The following is a 16,241-nucleotide window of genomic DNA, read 5'->3' as shown; positions in this document are numbered from 1 at the left end:
CGGTGACAAAAGCCGCCCCCTTCGTTACCTGCCCGCCACCGACCGTTGTTTAGACTGGTCCCAGTCATAACAACAAAAAAAGGTACCGCATGGACACCTTCCAACCCGCCTTCAGCAGTTGGCTGAACGCGCCTGCCCATCAGCAATGGCTCGCCGCCGAAGGCCTGCGCCTGCTGGCATTTGCCAGGGCTTCAAAACTTCCCGAAGGTTTCGGCAACCTTGATGAAAAGGGACGCCTGGCGGTCAACGCGCAAGCCGAAACCATGAACACCGCGCGCATGACCCACAGCTTCGCCATGGCCCACATCCAGGGTTTACCGGGGTTCGCCGAGCTGGTGGATCACGGCATCAAAGCCCTCAGCGGGCCGCTGCGTGACGCCGAACACGGTGGCTGGTTCGCCACGCCCGAACACCGCGACGGCAATACCGGCAAAGCCGCTTACCTGCATGCCTTCGTGGCGTTGGCCGCGAGTTCTGCGGTGGTTGCCCAGCGTCCCGGTGCGCAAGCCTTGCTCGATGATGCGATCCACATCATCGACAGCCATTTCTGGAGCGAGGAGGAGGGCGCCATGCGCGAGTCCTTCAACCGCGACTTCAGTTGCGAGGAAGCCTATCGCGGCGCCAACAGCAACATGCACGCCACCGAAGCCTTTCTCGCCCTGGCCGATGTCACCGAGGACCACCGCTGGCTGATTCGCGCGCAGCGCATCGTCGAGCGTGTCATTCACGAACACGCCGCCGCCAACGATTACCTGGTGGTCGAACATTTCGACCGCGACTGGCAGCCGCTGCGTGACTACAACCACGACAACCCGGCCGACGGTTTCCGCCCTTACGGCACCACGCCGGGTCATGGTTTCGAATGGGCGCGGTTGTTACTGCACCTTGAAGCGGCGCGGGTGCAAGCCGGGATGCTCACGCCGGGCTGGCTGGTCACCGATGCGCAAAAACTCTTCGAGCATAATTGCCGTCACGGCTGGGACATCGACGGCGCGCCGGGCATTGTCTACACCCTCGACTGGGACAATCGCGCGGTGGTTCGTCATCGTTTGCACTGGACTCATTGCGAAGCCAGCGCCGCCGCCAGTGCGCTGCTAAAACGCACCGGTGATGAGCAGTACGAGCGTTGGTACCGACTGTTCTGGGAATTCTGTGACAGTCATTTCATCGACCGCTGCGATGGCAGCTGGCATCACGAGCTCGATCCGCTGAACCGCCCGAGCGCCGATATCTGGGCCGGTAAACCTGACCTGTATCACGCCTGGCAAGCCGTATTGATCCCGCGCCTGCCATTGGCGCCGAGTATGGCCAGTGCGCTGGCGCAATTGTCCCAGAGCGCTCCTGTGTAACCATGTGGTGACATTCGCGCGTCCCTTCGTTACCTGCGAAGGGCTATCCCCTGTTTAAAATCCTATGCAGCGCAAGCACCAGACTTGCATGCATAACAACAAGAAAGGTACTACTAGATGAATGCGATTTCTCGCCTCGCTACTGTCATTTCTCTCGCTTCACTGCTTCCCGTTGCTGCATTCCCGCTCAGTGCCCTTGCCGCCGATTCCAAAGGTTCGGTGGAAGTCGTTCATTGGTGGACGTCTGGTGGTGAAAAAGCGGCTGTCGATGTGCTCAAGGCTCAAGTCGAAAAAGACGGTTTCACCTGGAAAGACGGCGCAGTCGCCGGCGGTGGCGGTGCCACGGCCATGACCGTACTCAAAAGCCGCGCCGTGGCCGGTAACCCGCCCGGTGTAGCGCAGATCAAAGGTCCGGACATTCAGGAATGGGCGTCTACCGGTCTGCTCGATACCGACGTCTTGAAAGACGCTGCCAAAGCTGAGAAGTGGGACAGCCTGCTCGACAAGAAAGTCTCCGATACCGTGAAGTACGACGGTAACTATGTGGCCGTGCCGGTGAACATTCACCGCGTCAACTGGTTGTGGATCAATCCGGAAGTCTTCAAGAAAGCCGGCATCGAAAAAGCGCCAACCACCCTTCAGGAATTCTACGCGGCCGGTGACAAGCTCAAGGCTGCGGGCTTCATTGCGCTTGCCCACGGTGGCCAGCCTTGGCAAGACAGCACCGTGTTCGAAGCGGTGGTCCTGTCGGTCATGGGCGTCGATGGCTACAAGAAAGCCCTGGTCGATCTGGATAACGCGGCGCTGACCGGTCCTGACATGGTCAAGGCGCTGACCGAGCTGAAGAAAGTCGCGACCTACATGGACGCCGACGGCAAAGGCCAGGACTGGAACCTGGAGGCGGCCAAGGTCATCAACGGCAAGGCCGGCATGCAGATCATGGGTGACTGGGCCAAGAGCGAGTGGACAGCGGCCAAGAAAGTCGCCGGCAAGGATTACGAGTGCGTAGCCTTCCCGGGCACCGACAAGGCCTTCACCTACAACATCGACTCGCTGGCCGTGTTCAAGCAGAAAGACAAGGGCACTGCTGCAGCTCAGCAGGACATTGCCAAGATCGTGCTGGGTGAGAACTTCCAGAAAGTCTTCAGCATCAACAAGGGTTCGATCCCGGTTCGAAACGACATGCTGAGTGACATGGGCAAGTACGGTTTCGACTCCTGCGCCCAGACGGCTGCCAAAGACTTCCTGGCGGACGCCAAGACTGGTGGCTTGCAGCCGAGCATGGCGCACAACATGGCGACCACGCTGGCGGTACAGGGTGCTTTCTTTGATGTCGTGACCAACTTCATCAACGATCCGAAAGCCGATCCTGCCACTGCCGCCAAGCAACTCGGCACTGCCATTAAAGCAGCCAAGTAATGCTTGGCCTGTAGGAGCCGGCTTGCTGGCGATAGCGATGTGTCATTCAACGCAGATGTCGACTGACACACCGCCTTCGCCAGCAAGCCGGCTCCTACAGGGGACCTGCCCGAATTCTCTCTCTCTCGTACTGGATCTTCCCATGAGTTCTGTTGCTGTGTTCAGCAAGGCCTCGCCGTTCGATGCGCTGCAGCGCTGGCTCCCCAAGCTGGTGCTGGCGCCGAGCATGTTCATTGTTCTGGTGGGGTTCTATGGCTATATCCTGTGGACCTTCGTCCTGTCGTTCACCACTTCGACCTTCCTGCCGACTTACAAATGGGCGGGTCTGGCGCAGTACCAGCGGCTGTTCGACAACGATCGCTGGTGGGTAGCGAGCAAGAACCTGGCGCTTTTCGGCGGCATGTTCATCGGTATCACCCTGGTGATCGGTGTGTTGCTGGCGGTGTTTCTTGATCAGCGCATTCGTCGCGAAGGTTTCATTCGCACCATTTACCTGTACCCGATGGCGCTTTCGATGATCGTCACCGGTACTGCCTGGAAATGGCTGCTCAACCCGGGCATGGGCCTGGACAAATTGCTGCGTGACTGGGGCTGGGAAGGCTTTCGCCTGGACTGGCTGATCGATCCGGATCGCGTTGTGTACTGCCTGGTGATCGCGGCGGTATGGCAAGCCTCGGGCTTTATCATGGCGATGTTCCTCGCCGGCCTGCGTGGCGTTGATCAATCGATCATCCGTGCCGCCCAGATCGATGGCGCGAGCATGCCGCGCATTTACCTGAAAGTGGTGTTGCCGAGCCTGCGCCCGGTGTTCTTCAGCGCAGTGATGATCCTGGCCCACATCGCTATCAAGAGTTTCGACCTGGTAGCGGCAATGACCGCCGGTGGCCCGGGTTATTCCTCCGATCTTCCTGCGATGTTCATGTATTCCTTCACCTTCAGTCGCGGCCAGATGGGCATGGGCTCGGCCAGTGCGATTCTGATGCTCGGTGCGATTCTCGCGATCATCGTGCCTTACCTGTACTCCGAGCTGAGGGCCAAACGTCATGACTAGTTTCGCTGCCAAACCTGCCATCAGCCTGAGTCGCATCGCGATCTATGGCGTACTGCTCCTTGCGGTATTGCTGTACCTGATACCGCTGGTGGTCATGCTGTTGACCAGTTTCAAGACGCCGGAAGACATCAACTCCGGCAACCTGCTGAGCTGGCCGACCGTGGTCAGCGGTATTGGCTGGATCAAGGCCTGGGGCACGGTTGACGGGTACTTCTGGAACTCGATCAAGATCACCGTTCCGGCGGTAATGATCTCCACGGCCATCGGTGCGTTGAACGGCTATGTGCTGTCGATGTGGCGCTTTCGCGGGTCGCAGTTGTTCTTCGGCCTGCTGCTGTTCGGTTGCTTCCTGCCATTCCAGACGGTCCTGCTGCCGGCCTCGTTCACCCTCGGCAAGATGGGCCTGGCCAGCACAACGACAGGCCTGGTGTTCGTGCACGTGGTCTACGGCCTGGCGTTCACCACGCTGTTTTTCCGTAACTACTACGTCAGCGTTCCCGATGCACTGGTGAAGGCGGCGCGGCTCGATGGCGCGGGATTCTTCACCATCTTCCGCTTGATCATCCTGCCGATGTCCACCCCGATCATCATGGTCTGCCTGATCTGGCAGTTCACCCAGATCTGGAACGACTTCCTGTTCGGCGTGGTGTTCTCCAGCGGTGACTCGCAACCCATTACGGTGGCGTTGAACAACTTGGTCAACACCAGTACCGGGGCCAAGGAATACAACGTTGATATGGCGGCGGCAATGATCGCCGGGCTGCCGACCCTGCTGGTCTATGTGGTCGCAGGTAAGTATTTCGTGCGCGGGCTGACTGCCGGCGCAGTCAAGGGGTAATCATGGCTACGCTCGAACTTCGCAATGTAAACAAAACCTATGGCCCCGGCCTGCCGGACACCCTCAAGAACATCGAGCTGTCGATCAAGGACGGTGAGTTCCTGATTCTTGTAGGCCCTTCGGGTTGCGGTAAATCGACCCTGATGAATTGCATCGCCGGCCTTGAGACCATCACCGGCGGCGCGATCATGATCGGTGACCAGGACGTCAGCGGCATGAGCCCCAAAGACCGCGACATCGCCATGGTGTTCCAGTCCTACGCGCTGTACCCGACCATGAGCGTGCGCGAAAACATCGCGTTCGGTTTGAAGATCCGCAAGATGCCTGCCGCCGACATCGACGCGGAAGTCGCTCGCGTGGCCAAGCTGTTGCAAATCGAACACCTGCTCAACCGCAAGCCGGGTCAGCTCTCCGGTGGTCAGCAACAGCGCGTGGCCATGGGCCGGGCGTTGGCGCGTCGGCCGAAGATCTACCTGTTCGACGAACCGCTGTCCAACCTCGACGCCAAGCTGCGGGTCGAGATGCGCACAGAAATGAAACTGATGCACCAGCGCTTGAAAACCACCACGGTCTACGTGACCCACGACCAGATCGAAGCGATGACCCTGGGCGACAAAGTGGCGGTGATGAAGGACGGGATTATCCAGCAGTTCGGTACGCCGAAAGACATCTACAACAACCCGGCCAACCTGTTCGTGGCGAGCTTCATCGGTTCGCCGCCGATGAACTTCATCCCCCTGCGTTTGCAGCGCAAGGACGGCCGTCTGTTGGCGCTGCTCGACAGCGGTCAGGCGCGCTGCGAATTGCCGCTGGGCATGCAGGATGCCGGTCTCGAAGACCGCGAAGTGATCCTCGGCATGCGCCCGGAGCAAATCGTGCTGGCGAACGGCGAAGCCAACGGCCTGCCGACCATCCGCGCCGAAGTGCAGGTCACCGAACCGACCGGTCCCGACACCCTGGTATTCGTCAATCTCAACGACACCAAGGTCTGCTGCCGTCTGGCACCGGACGTCGCACCAGCCCCGGGCGAGACCCTGACGTTGCAATTCGATCCATCGAAAGTGCTGCTGTTCGATGCCAAGACCGGTGAGCGTCTGGGCGTTGCCGGCCTGCCAAAAACCGAAGCTCACAGCGCCAACGTGGCCCAGTTCAAAGGCCGCTGAAGATCAAATGTGGGAGCGAGCAAGCCCGCTCTCACAGGGGGGATTAGTGGCGGATGGAGACATCCGTCGCAATCGATGTAAACCGCGTTAGATAAAAACAGTTAATAACAATAAAACGAGGATGTAGGGATGAAGAAGAAGAACAACGCTCAGCTGATCTGCCAATTGTCAGCGGTTGCGGCGATGATGCTGGCCGGTAGCGTACACGCGGCTGACGCGTTCAGTGCCGATTCCCAGTGGATGACGGGGGACTGGGGTGGCGAGCGGACCAAGCTGATCGAGCAAGGTATCGACATCAAGGCCGACTATGTCGGTGAAGTGGGCGCCAACCTGCACGGCGGCTACAACGACGACAAAACGGCGCGTTACGCCGACCAGTTTGGTCTGGGCGTGGCGCTGGACCTGCAAAAACTGTGGGGCTGGGATAACACCCAGGCCAAGATCCAGCTTACCAACCGTAACGGTCAGAACATCTCCAATGACCGTGTCGGCGACCCGCGTGCCGGCACCTTGAGCTCCTCCCAGGAAGTCTACGGCCGTGGCCACATGGTCCGTCTGACCCAGCTGTGGATCAAGCACCAGTTCCTCGACGGGAAACTGGACGTCAAGGCTGGTTACTTCGGCGAAGGCGAAGACTTCAACACCTTCCCTTGCGAGTTCCAGAACCTGGCATTCTGCGGTTCCCAGGCGGGTAACTGGGCGACCGGTATCTGGTACAACTGGCCGGTCATGCAGGCAGCGGTTCGCGTGAAGTACAACATCACGCCTGAGTTCTATGCGCAGATCGGCGCGTACAACCAGAACCCATCGCAACTTGAGCACGGTAACGGTTTCAAGCTCAGCGGCAGTGGCACCAAAGGCACCGTCTTGCCGGTTGAATTGGTCTGGTCGCCGAAGGTCAACAACCTGCCGGGCGAATACCGTGTCGGTTACTACAAGAGCACGGCCGACGCCAATGACGTCCGTAAAGACGACAACGGCAATGATGCAGCGACCACCGGCAATGCCTATCGCAGCCATGACAGCAAGCACGGCTACTGGTTCGTGGCGCAGCAACAACTGACCACCCATAACGGTGATGCTTCGCGCGGTCTGAACATCGCGGCCAACGCCACCTTCCACGACAAGGACACCAACTTCGTCGACAACTACCAGTCGCTGATGTTTGTTTACAAGGGCCCGTTCGATGCGCGTCCAAAAGACGACGTCGGGATCGGTTTCTCCCGTATCCATGTCAACGATGACGTGAAGAAAAACTCCGAGTTGGTCAACGCCGCCAATGGTGTCACCGACTACAACGATCCACTGTTCGCGCCACTGCGCAGCACCGAGTACAACTACGAGATCAACTACGGTTTCCACGTTACCAACTGGCTGACGGTGCGTCCTAACTTGCAATACATCACTCACCCGGGTGGTGTGGATGAAGTTGATAACGCGCTGGTCGCCGGCCTGAAAATTCAGTCGGTGTTCTAACGCTGTTGCGATAAGCTCCTCTCTATGTGCGCATATTTGCGGACGGCCATGGCTGTCCGCTTTTTTTTGGGGGCGGCGCACCCTCGGGTGACAGATGATTTTCAGGACCGTGGCACATGCTTGAGCATCCGCTACAACGCTTCTTCAAATCCTTGCGCGAACGTCCGGTGTTTGCGTGGGAGCGCTATCAGATGCGCGACGTGCTGGTGATCGACCATCCGCTGTGTCAGGCGGTGTTCAGTCGTCAGGGCGCGCAGTTGTTGCACTTCCAGCCAAAGGGTCAGAAACCCTGGTTGTGGTGCGCGGCGAAATGGCCGCACGTGGGTGCGATTCGCGGCGGCGTGCCGGTGTGCTGGCCGTGGTATGGCCGCCACCCAAGCGAAAACGCCTGGCCGTCCCATGGTTGGGCGCGCCTGCTCGACTGGAAGCTGCTCGACAGCAGCAGTGACGACGATGGCGTGCGCCTGCACTGGCAGTTACAGCTGTGCGACTGGCAAGTGGACTTGCATGCGCACCTGGGCGAACGCATGGATTTGCACCTGAGCACCGAGCATCAGGACGACATGCCGTGCCAGCTGAGTCAGGCGTTGCACGCCTATTGGCGTATTGGTGACGTCGGTGAGATAGCGCTGTCTGGGCTCGAAGGAGCGCAAGGTTACGACCAGTTGAACCGCCAGGCTTGCCAACAGGAAGGCGAGTTGCGGGTCGACGGTGGGTGTCAGCGCGTGTTCCAGCATGACGGCGAACTGCAGCTCAAGGATCACGCCTGGCAGCGCGAACTGTGCATCGACACCGGTGATCATGCGGACACGGTGGTCTGGCATCCCGGCTCGCGGCCATTACTGGGCGTGAGCTGGAACGAGATTTCCGAGTTCGTCTGTGTGGAAGCGGCCAGCGGCGGCACCGACAGCCTGTGCCTGGCGCCGGGGGAGCGGGCGCATCTGAGTTTGCAGGCGCGGGTTGGGGCTTAGCCGATGCGCACAACCTTTGTGGCGGTGCGGCGTTCCGACAAGCCCCTTCGCCACAGTGGGTTAATTAAACTCATCCCCAATCGGATACCGACTGGCATTGAGGCTTTCCTTGATCTTGCGCAAATGCGGCTGGAAATCCACGCCTCGGCGCAAGGTCATGCCGGTGGCGAGCACATCGAGCACGGTCAGCTGAATGATCCGCGAGGTCATCGGCATGTAAATGTCGGTGTCTTCCGGCAACGGAATGTTCAGGCTCAAGGTACTGGCCTTGGCCAGCGGCGAACCTTCGGCCGTCAGCCCCAGCACCGAAGCGCCGTTTTCCCGGGCGATGCGCGCTACTTCCACCAATTCGCGGGTGCGGCCGGTGTAGGAGATGATCACGAACAACTCACCGGTGTGGGCCACCGAGGCAATCATGCGTTGCATCAGCACATCGGCATGGGCGGTCACTGCCAGGTTGAAGCGGAAGAACTTGTGCTGCGCATCCAGTGCCACCGGGGCCGAGGCGCCGAGGCCGAAGAAGTGGATCTGCCGGGCCTGGATCAACAGGTCGACGGCGCGGCTGATCAGGTTCGGGTCCAGTGCCTGGCAGGCGCTGTCCAGGGACGCGATGGCGCTGCCGAAGATCTTCTGGGTGTAAGCCTCGGGGTTGTCGTCGGCTTCCACCGCACGGCTGACATACGCCGCGCCGCTGGCCAGGCTCTGGGCCAGCTGCAGTTTCAGTTCAGGGTAGCCGCTGACACCGAATGAGCGGCAGAAACGGTTGACCGTCGGCTCACTGACCGACGCGGCCTGGGCGAGGGCGGCGATGCTGAACCGGGTCGCCTGCTGTGGGTTGAGCAGGATCACTTCGGCGACTTTGCGTTCTGCCTTGTTCAGGTCTTCGAGGCGACTCTGGATCTGTTCCAGTAAATTTCGCACGCGGTCCATATGGGGTTCCTAAATTCACCTGCGCAAACGAGCGCGCGGCTATGCAAATTGGGCCTTTGATACGGCCCATAACGGTGGCCTATCCTACTGATGGCTCCGACCGACCACCACTCGGAATCTATATTTTGCGAAAATGTTGTGGTTATTACTACATTTTCCCTTGAGTGATGCCTTGAAAAAAGGTATTTGTAGCTTAACTTGATAAAAGAACAAACATCATGCCTTCGATTACGGTTGAACCGTGCACCTTTGCCTTGTTCGGCGCTCTCGGCGATCTAGCCCTGCGCAAGCTGTTTCCTGCCCTTTATCAACTCGATGGTGCCGGCCTGCTTCATGAGGATACGCGCATTATCGCACTGGCCCGTGAACCTGGCAGCGAGCAGCAGCATCTGGCGTTCATCGCCACCGAGTTGCGTCGCTACGTGGGCGCCAAAGAGCTGGATGAAGCCGTGCTCGAGCGCTTCCTGGCCCGGTTGAGTTACCTGCATGTCGACTTCCTCAAGGCTGACGATTACGTCGCCCTGGCCGAGCAGGCCGGCAGTGCCCAGCGGGTTATTGCCTACTTCGCCACGCCGGCTGCGGTTTACGGTGCTATTTGCGAGAACCTGTCGAAGGTCGGCCTGACCGAAAACACCCGCGTGGTGCTGGAAAAACCCATCGGTTCTGACCTGGAATCCTCGCGCAAGGTCAACGACGCCGTGGCGCAGTTCTTCCCGGAGAACCGCACCTACCGTATCGACCACTACCTGGGCAAAGAGACCGTACAAAACCTGATCGCCCTGCGTTTCGCCAACAGCCTGTTCGAAACCCAGTGGAACCAGAATTACATTTCCCACGTGGAAATCACCGTGGCCGAGCAGGTCGGGATCGAAGGCCGTTGGGGTTACTTCGACAAGGCCGGCCAGCTGCGGGACATGATCCAGAATCACCTGTTGCAGTTGCTGTGCCTGATCGCCATGGACCCGCCGGCCGACTTGTCCGCCGACAGCATCCGCGACGAGAAAGTCAAAGTGCTCAAGGCACTGGCGCCGATCAGCCCGGAAGGCCTGACCACTCAAGTGGTGCGCGGCCAGTACATCGCCGGTCACAGCGAAGGCAAGTCGGTGCCGGGGTATCTGGAGGAGCCTAACTCCAACACCCAGAGCGACACCGAAACCTTCGTTGCCCTGCGTGCCGACATTCGCAACTGGCGTTGGGCCGGGGTGCCGTTTTACCTGCGTACCGGCAAGCGCATGCCGCAGAAGCTGTCGCAGATCGTCATCCACTTCAAGGAACCGTCGCACTACATCTTCGCTCCCGAGCAGCGCTTGCAGATCAGCAACAAACTGATCATCCGCCTGCAACCGGACGAAGGCATTTCCTTGCGCGTGATGACCAAGGAACAAGGCCTGGACAAGGGCATGCAGTTGCGCAGCGGTCCGTTGCAGCTGAATTTTTCCGACACCTGGCGCAGCGCACGGATTCCCGATGCCTACGAGCGGTTGTTGCTGGAAGTGATGCGTGGCAATCAGAACCTGTTTGTCCGTAAAGATGAAATCGAAGCCGCGTGGAAGTGGTGTGACCAGTTGATTGCCGGGTGGAAAAAGTCCGGTGATGCGCCCAAGCCGTACGCGGCCGGGTCCTGGGGGCCGATGAGTTCCATTGCACTGATCACGCGGGACGGGAGGTCGTGGTATGGCGATATCTGAATTGAAACTGCCTCAGGGCGTCAGCGCCCATGAGTTCAAAAAACCGATGCTGCTGGCCGAAGGCCTGGCATTGGCAGTGGCCAAACAACTGAGCGACGCGATTGCCGCACAAGGCACAGCGACGCTGGTGGTGTCCGGTGGACGCAGCCCGGTGGCATTTTTCCAGCACCTGGCCAAGCAGGCGCTGGACTGGTCGAAGGTGGTGGTCAGCCTGGCTGACGAGCGCTGGGTGCCGGTGGAGCATGCCGACAGTAATGCCGGTCTGCTCAAGCGTTACCTGTTGCAAGGTCCGGCGGCCAAGGCCCAGTTCCTGAGCCTCTACAGTGCCACCGCCAACTTGGAGCAGGCCGCCGAGCAGGCTGATCGCTTGCTCGCCGAATTGCCGGCGATCGATGTGCTGGTGTTGGGCATGGGCGACGACGGTCACACCGCATCGCTGTTCCCCAACAGCCCGAACCTTGCCGACGCCTTGAAAGTCGACGGCACTCGTCGTTGCTGGCCGATGCTGGCGCCGACCGTACCGCGTCAGCGCCTGACCATGAGTCGCGCGCTGCTGGCCTCGGCCAGGCACATCGTTCTATCGATTTCCGGTCAGTCCAAGTTGACCACCCTGAGCGCCGCACTGGCCGGTGACGATGTCGCCGCCATGCCGATTCGGGCGTTTCTGCAACCTACGTTAGAGATTTACTGGTGCCCATGAACCAAGGATCAGCCGCTATGACAAACACATCCCCGACCGTTTCCATGGCGGACAAAGTTGCCCTGATCGACAGCCTCTGCGCCAAGGCGCGGATCCTGCCGGTGATCACCATCGCTCGCGAACAGGACGTGCTGCCGTTGGCCGACGCCCTGGCCGCCGGTGGCCTCACGGCGCTGGAAGTGACCCTGCGTTCGCAGTTCGGCCTCAAGGCCATCCAGATCCTGCGCGAAAAGCGTCCGGAACTGGTGACCGGTGCCGGTACGGTGCTTGATCGCAGCATGCTGGCCGCTGCCGAAGCCGCCGGTTCGCAATTCATCGTGACGCCGGGCATCACCCGTGACTTGCTCGAAGCCAGTGTCGCCAGCCCGATTCCGCTGTTGCCGGGCATCAGCAACGCCTCCGGCATCATGGAAGGCTATTGCCTGGGCTATCGCCGCTTCAAGCTGTTCCCGGCGGAAGTCAGCGGCGGCGTCGCGGCCATCAAGGCCCTGGGCGGCCCGTTCGGCGAAGTTAAATTCTGCCCGACCGGCGGCGTCAGCCCGGCCAACATCAAGAGCTACATGGCGTTGAAGAACGTGATGTGCGTGGGCGGTAGCTGGATGCTTGACCCCGAGTGGATCAAGAACGGCGACTGGGCCCGCATCCAGGAGTGCACCGCCGAGGCGTTGGCGCTGCTGGACTGATCTGATTTACCGGATATACCGGATTTACCAAACACTTCGTTGTGTGTTCTACGGCTTTACGGTGCGCTTGGTCGGTGCACCGTTTTTTTTTGCCTGGTGAAAACTCCTGTGGCCGTCGAAACGCTCGTTGTAGCAGCTGCCGAGCCTGCGAGGCTGCGTTCGGCTGCGAAGCAGTCGTGAATCCGGCTGACGCGGTCTGCCTGACATACCGCAATCTCTGGTTTTACGACTGCTGCGCAGCCGAACGCAGCCTCGCAGGCTCGGCAGCTGCTACGGATCGACATCACGCGATACATAGTTACCGCATCTCGCCGCACGTCCAGCGTTAACCTGCGTTCATCTTATGGAAGAGAGAACGTCATGGACGACAACACCTCGGCTGCATCCCCACTACCGGTTTATCAACTGTCACCCGAGCAGATCGCCGGTCCGTATTTTCGAAATCCAAAACTGATCAGGCGAAACGTCAGCGAAGGCATGGACGGCATTCCCTTGGTGCTGCGGCTCACGATCATCGATGCCATGACCGGTCAACCGGTTACCGGGGCATTGGTCGATATCTGGCATTGCAATGCGCGCGGAGCGTATTCGGGCTGGAGCAAGGTCAACCCGGACAAAGAAGTCGATGTGGATGATATCGGGTCGATCCCGCGCACCGACGACGACACCTACCTGCGTGGTGGGCAATTCACCGACAAAATGGGCATCGTGCGGTTTACCACGATTTATCCGGGGTTCTATGCCGGCCGCGCTTTGCATATTCACGTCACGGTACGCATCACCGCCGGTAATAACTATCTGGAAGAGCGGCACGTCGCCTGGGTCGGCCAGCTTTACTTTCCCGAGGTCGCATCAAGGTCGGTGCTCAACGCCCGTGAGTACAGCGGTCGAGCCGTCTCACCGCTGATCAATGCGCAGGATATGTTTTATCAGCGCATGGGCGGCGAGGCCTCGACCCTGAATATTCACACCATCGGTCGAGACTCGAATGAGGACGGCTTTTTTGGGCACATGACCATCGGTGTCGACACGTTTGCGGTGTCATCGCAAATCAAGCCCGAGGACTTTGATAAATACACTGTGTGACGTCAGCGCAATTCGTTCAACGCCCGGGCCAGTACATCCATGTCCGCTGCCATGGTCGTGAGCCCCGGTGTGATGCGGATGCACGGGCCACACGCCGCGCCGCTGCGCGCCACGGTAAACAGGTTGTAGTCGTTGAGCAGGCGCTCGACCATCGCCTGTTGGTCGGCATGCCGGGTAAAGCGCATCGAGGTGATGCCGCAATACAGGCGCGGGTCATCCGGGGTCAGGACTTCGATCCCCGGTAACTCCCGAACGGCATCGACCCAGCGGTTGCGCAGGTAATTGAGCCGAGCGCCCTTGGCGACGGAACCGCCCATGGCCTGATGCTCTTCGAACACCAGCGGCAGGGTCAGCAGGGCCGGGATGTTCGGGGTGCTGTATGGCGTGCGGGCGCGAATGTCGGTGTCCGGGAAATGCATCTCGCCCATGTCCGGGTCGATGTCGGCCAGGCGCTCGGGCGCGATGTAAATGAAGCCGAGAGTCAGCGGCGCACCGATCCATTTGTGCAGGTTGTAGCCGGCGAAGGCGATGCCCAGTTCATCGAGGTTGAACTCGATCTGGCCCAGAGCATGGGCGCCGTCGAGGATTACATCGATGCCATGCTCCCTGGCGGCAGCGGCGATCGCCTGCACCGGCATTACCAGACCGGTGCGATGGGTGACGTGGGTCAGGGCCATCAACTTCAGTCGCGGATAACGTGTGAAAGCTTCGCGGTACGTGGCCAGCAAGCTGTCGAAACTGGCGGGGTGACGGTGCTCGATCTCGATCACTTCCACGCCTCGATAGCGGGCCAGCCAACGCATTGCGCTCTTGACCGTGTCGTACTCCAGATCGCACAGCAGGACCTGATCGCCCGGTTCCAGGCGATTGTAGTTGCGGATCAGCGACTGCAAGCCGTCCGAGGCGTTGCGGGTGAAGGCGACGGCTTCGGCCGGGGCACCGATCAGCTCGGCCAGCTGCGCGCGAATCTTGACGCTTTCGCCCTGTTCGAAGCGCTGGCGCACATGCACCGAGTTGCCGCGGTTGATGAGCTCGATGTTGCGCTGATACTCCTCGACCACGGTGCGTGACATGCGCCCGAAGTAACCGTTCTCCAGATTCAGGGGGCCGGGTTCGACAGCATAGCGGTCGGCAAAGGTCTGCCAAAAGGCTTCATCACGGGCACGGCGGGTGTTATCGGGCATGGGCGACTCGGTGCGATAGGGCGGTTCAGTGACGAGGGGCAGGTTTGCCGTGCTTGGCGCGCAGCGGTTCGAGCAGTTCCGACAGGCCGTTGTGGTCGATTTCCTGCATCAAGGCGAGCAACCCGCCCAGTTCCCCGTGAGGGAAACCTTCGCGAGCGAACCAGTTCAGGTACTGACCGGGCAGGTCGGCGATGATACGGCCCTTGTATTTGCCGAAGGGCATCTCGCGGGTAATCAGCAGTTCGAGCTTTTCGGGATTCATCATCAGTCGTCTTGATTTAGAGCAGTCTGGAAAATACAGGCATTCTGCATGCAGGCCAATTGACAGATCATGCAAAAAAAGCGGATACAGATTTCGACTAAAGATTAACTAATTGAAATATAAGTAAAAAATTTCAATTCGAAGCTGGCATGCAGGGTGCAACGATTGATTGCATCTTTCATCAACCGCAAGGAATTGAAAAATGACCGACATTAATAAAGAAGCGATCTCTGTACTCAACGACCTGATTGAAACCTGTAAAGACGGTCAGGAAGGGTTCAAGACTTGCGCTGAAGACATCAAGAATCCCGAACTCAAAAACCTGTTCATTCAGCGCTCCGCCGACTGCGCCTCTGCCGCTGCCGAACTGCAGGCCACTGTGCGTTCCCTGGGCGGTGATCCGGAAACCTCCACCAGTGTCAGCGGCGATCTGCACCGTCGTTGGGTGGATGTGAAGTCGATGTTCACCGGCAAGGATGAAGAGGCGGTGCTGAACGAGGCCGAACGCGGTGAAGACCATGCGAAGAAGGCTTACAAGGACGCATTGGATAAAATCAACAAGTACAACCTGGTGGGCATTCGTGACATCGTTGAACGCCAGTATCACGGCGTGCAACGCAACCACGATCAGGTCAAAGCCCTGCGCAACCAGGCTCGCGCACGCTCGTAAGCGTTCGTTACCCATCAAAAACGCCAGCCAGTCTGGCGTTTTTTTTTGTACCCAGCCTGTGGGTCTCCTATGTGGCGAGGGGGCTTGCCCCCGTTGGGGGGCGCAGCGCCCCTGAAACAGGCGCCGCATTTGACCTGATTAAACGCGGTAGCAGGTTTTACGACTGCTTCGCAGTCGAACGGGGGCAAGCCCCCTCGCCACAGCAAGCCCCCTCGCCACAGCAAGCCCCCTCGCCACAGCAAGCTCCCTCACCATAGGGGAAGCCTCTCATCACAAGGAAGTGATGAATCAGCCGATGCTGATCGCCGGCAACGTCGGCAATGTCACGGTCTGCTGTTTACGCGGCGCCAGAATCTCCGCCTCGCCATCCACTACCAGTTCATCACGCTGATTGAACACTCGGGTGGCGATCCGCACACGAAACTTCGGCATTTTCTCGAGAATTTCCAGGCGCACAGTCAGCGTGTCGCCAATCTTCACCGGCTTCTGAAAGCTCATTGTCTGACCGATATAAATAGTCCCCGGACCAGGCAGCTCGCAAGCCACCGCCGCGCTGATCAACGCGCCGCTGAACATGCCGTGGGCGATGCGTTCCTTGAACATGGAGGCAGCGGCGAATTCGGCGTCCAGGTGCACCGGGTTGTGGTCGCCGGACATCGCGGCGAACAACTGAATGTCGCGTTCTTCGACGGTTTTGCTGTAGCTGGCGGTCTGGCCGATTTCGAGGGCTTCGTAAGGGGTGTTGGTAACCTGGGTCATCTGTCTCGATTC

At 59.5% G+C, this 16,241-nt stretch carries 16 protein-coding genes; 12 read left to right on the top strand and 4 right to left on the bottom strand.

The genetic code is table 11. From position 1 onward, the window contains the following. Positions 1 to 89: 89 nt before the first annotated feature. From AC1DQM_RS22335 to AC1DQM_RS22305, 7 genes are all read left to right on the top strand, one after another. Positions 90 to 1,349 carry a D-mannose isomerase gene (locus AC1DQM_RS22335; RefSeq protein ID WP_477746878.1) on the top strand — a complete coding sequence of 420 codons (1,260 nt, stop codon included), beginning with the start codon at positions 90 to 92 and terminating at the stop codon, positions 1,347 to 1,349. A gap of 117 nt (positions 1,350 to 1,466) precedes the next feature. Continuing rightward, positions 1,467 to 2,768 carry an ABC transporter substrate-binding protein gene (locus tag AC1DQM_RS22330; RefSeq protein ID WP_064616384.1) on the top strand — a complete coding sequence of 434 codons (1,302 nt, stop codon included), beginning with the start codon at positions 1,467 to 1,469 and terminating at the stop codon, positions 2,766 to 2,768. A gap of 142 nt (positions 2,769 to 2,910) precedes the next feature. Beyond that, a complete protein-coding gene (locus AC1DQM_RS22325; RefSeq protein ID WP_018926470.1) occupies positions 2,911 to 3,819 on the top strand; it encodes a carbohydrate ABC transporter permease in 909 nt (302 codons plus the stop codon). Continuing rightward, the gene (locus AC1DQM_RS22320; protein ID WP_019581464.1) at positions 3,812 to 4,657 is read left to right on the top strand and encodes a carbohydrate ABC transporter permease; all 846 of its coding nucleotides are present in this window, start codon (positions 3,812 to 3,814) and stop codon (positions 4,655 to 4,657) included. The genes AC1DQM_RS22325 and AC1DQM_RS22320 overlap by 8 nt, the downstream gene beginning before the upstream one ends. 2 nt (positions 4,658 to 4,659) lie before the next feature. Then, complete coding sequence (locus AC1DQM_RS22315; protein WP_018926468.1) at positions 4,660 to 5,820, top strand: ABC transporter ATP-binding protein; 1,161 nt, start codon at positions 4,660 to 4,662, stop codon at positions 5,818 to 5,820. Between the two features lie 129 nt (positions 5,821 to 5,949). Beyond that, positions 5,950 to 7,296: a carbohydrate porin gene (locus AC1DQM_RS22310; protein ID WP_018926467.1), complete on the top strand. Its 1,347-nt coding sequence runs from the start codon at positions 5,950 to 5,952 to the stop codon at positions 7,294 to 7,296. Positions 7,297 to 7,412: 116 nt separating this feature from the next. After that, complete coding sequence (locus tag AC1DQM_RS22305; protein ID WP_064616385.1) at positions 7,413 to 8,267, top strand: D-hexose-6-phosphate mutarotase; 855 nt, start codon at positions 7,413 to 7,415, stop codon at positions 8,265 to 8,267. A 60-nt stretch (positions 8,268 to 8,327) separates the two neighbouring features. On the opposite strand, the gene AC1DQM_RS22300 is transcribed toward AC1DQM_RS22305, so the two are convergent. Then, positions 8,328 to 9,188 (bottom strand): MurR/RpiR family transcriptional regulator, encoded by an 861-nt coding sequence (locus tag AC1DQM_RS22300; protein ID WP_172901244.1) that lies wholly within the window; start codon positions 9,186 to 9,188, stop codon positions 8,328 to 8,330. 227 nt (positions 9,189 to 9,415) lie between these two features. On the opposite strand from AC1DQM_RS22300, the gene zwf reads away from it, so the two are divergent. From zwf to AC1DQM_RS22280, 4 genes are all read left to right on the top strand, one after another. Next, entirely contained in the window at positions 9,416 to 10,885 is a 1,470-nt protein-coding gene (gene zwf / locus AC1DQM_RS22295) for a glucose-6-phosphate dehydrogenase (RefSeq protein ID WP_018926464.1), read from the top strand. After that, positions 10,872 to 11,585 carry a 6-phosphogluconolactonase gene (gene pgl / locus AC1DQM_RS22290; protein ID WP_111454767.1) on the top strand — a complete coding sequence of 238 codons (714 nt, stop codon included), beginning with the start codon at positions 10,872 to 10,874 and terminating at the stop codon, positions 11,583 to 11,585. The genes zwf and pgl overlap by 14 nt, the downstream gene beginning before the upstream one ends. Positions 11,586 to 11,602: 17 nt before the next feature. Further along, positions 11,603 to 12,268 carry a bifunctional 4-hydroxy-2-oxoglutarate aldolase/2-dehydro-3-deoxy-phosphogluconate aldolase gene (locus AC1DQM_RS22285; RefSeq protein WP_018926462.1) on the top strand — a complete coding sequence of 222 codons (666 nt, stop codon included), beginning with the start codon at positions 11,603 to 11,605 and terminating at the stop codon, positions 12,266 to 12,268. A gap of 360 nt (positions 12,269 to 12,628) precedes the next feature. After that, positions 12,629 to 13,354, top strand: coding sequence for an intradiol ring-cleavage dioxygenase (locus AC1DQM_RS22280; protein ID WP_477746877.1), 726 nt, complete (start codon positions 12,629 to 12,631; stop codon positions 13,352 to 13,354). Positions 13,355 to 13,356: 2 nt separating this feature from the next. Here AC1DQM_RS22280 and AC1DQM_RS22275 read toward each other — a convergent pair whose 3' ends face one another. Beyond that, positions 13,357 to 14,538 carry an aminotransferase class V-fold PLP-dependent enzyme gene (locus AC1DQM_RS22275; RefSeq protein ID WP_477746876.1) on the bottom strand — a complete coding sequence of 394 codons (1,182 nt, stop codon included), beginning with the start codon at positions 14,536 to 14,538 and terminating at the stop codon, positions 13,357 to 13,359. A 25-nt stretch (positions 14,539 to 14,563) separates the two neighbouring features. Beyond that, positions 14,564 to 14,800 (bottom strand): DUF3820 family protein, encoded by a 237-nt coding sequence (locus AC1DQM_RS22270; RefSeq protein ID WP_007949456.1) that lies wholly within the window; start codon positions 14,798 to 14,800, stop codon positions 14,564 to 14,566. A gap of 202 nt (positions 14,801 to 15,002) precedes the next feature. On the opposite strand from AC1DQM_RS22270, the gene AC1DQM_RS22265 reads away from it, so the two are divergent. Beyond that, positions 15,003 to 15,470, top strand: a complete 468-nt coding sequence (locus AC1DQM_RS22265) for a ferritin-like domain-containing protein (protein ID WP_477744591.1) — start codon at positions 15,003 to 15,005, stop codon at positions 15,468 to 15,470. A 288-nt stretch (positions 15,471 to 15,758) separates the two neighbouring features. On the opposite strand, the gene AC1DQM_RS22260 is transcribed toward AC1DQM_RS22265, so the two are convergent. Continuing rightward, the gene (locus AC1DQM_RS22260) at positions 15,759 to 16,229 is read right to left on the bottom strand and encodes a MaoC family dehydratase (RefSeq protein ID WP_019581456.1); all 471 of its coding nucleotides are present in this window, start codon (positions 16,227 to 16,229) and stop codon (positions 15,759 to 15,761) included. Positions 16,230 to 16,241: the final 12 nt, after the last annotated feature.

The organism is Pseudomonas sp. 01L34 (genome assembly GCF_056400265.1).
Note: the sequence above shows the minus strand (reverse complement) of the source record. Positions and strands in the feature narration are given on the sequence as shown.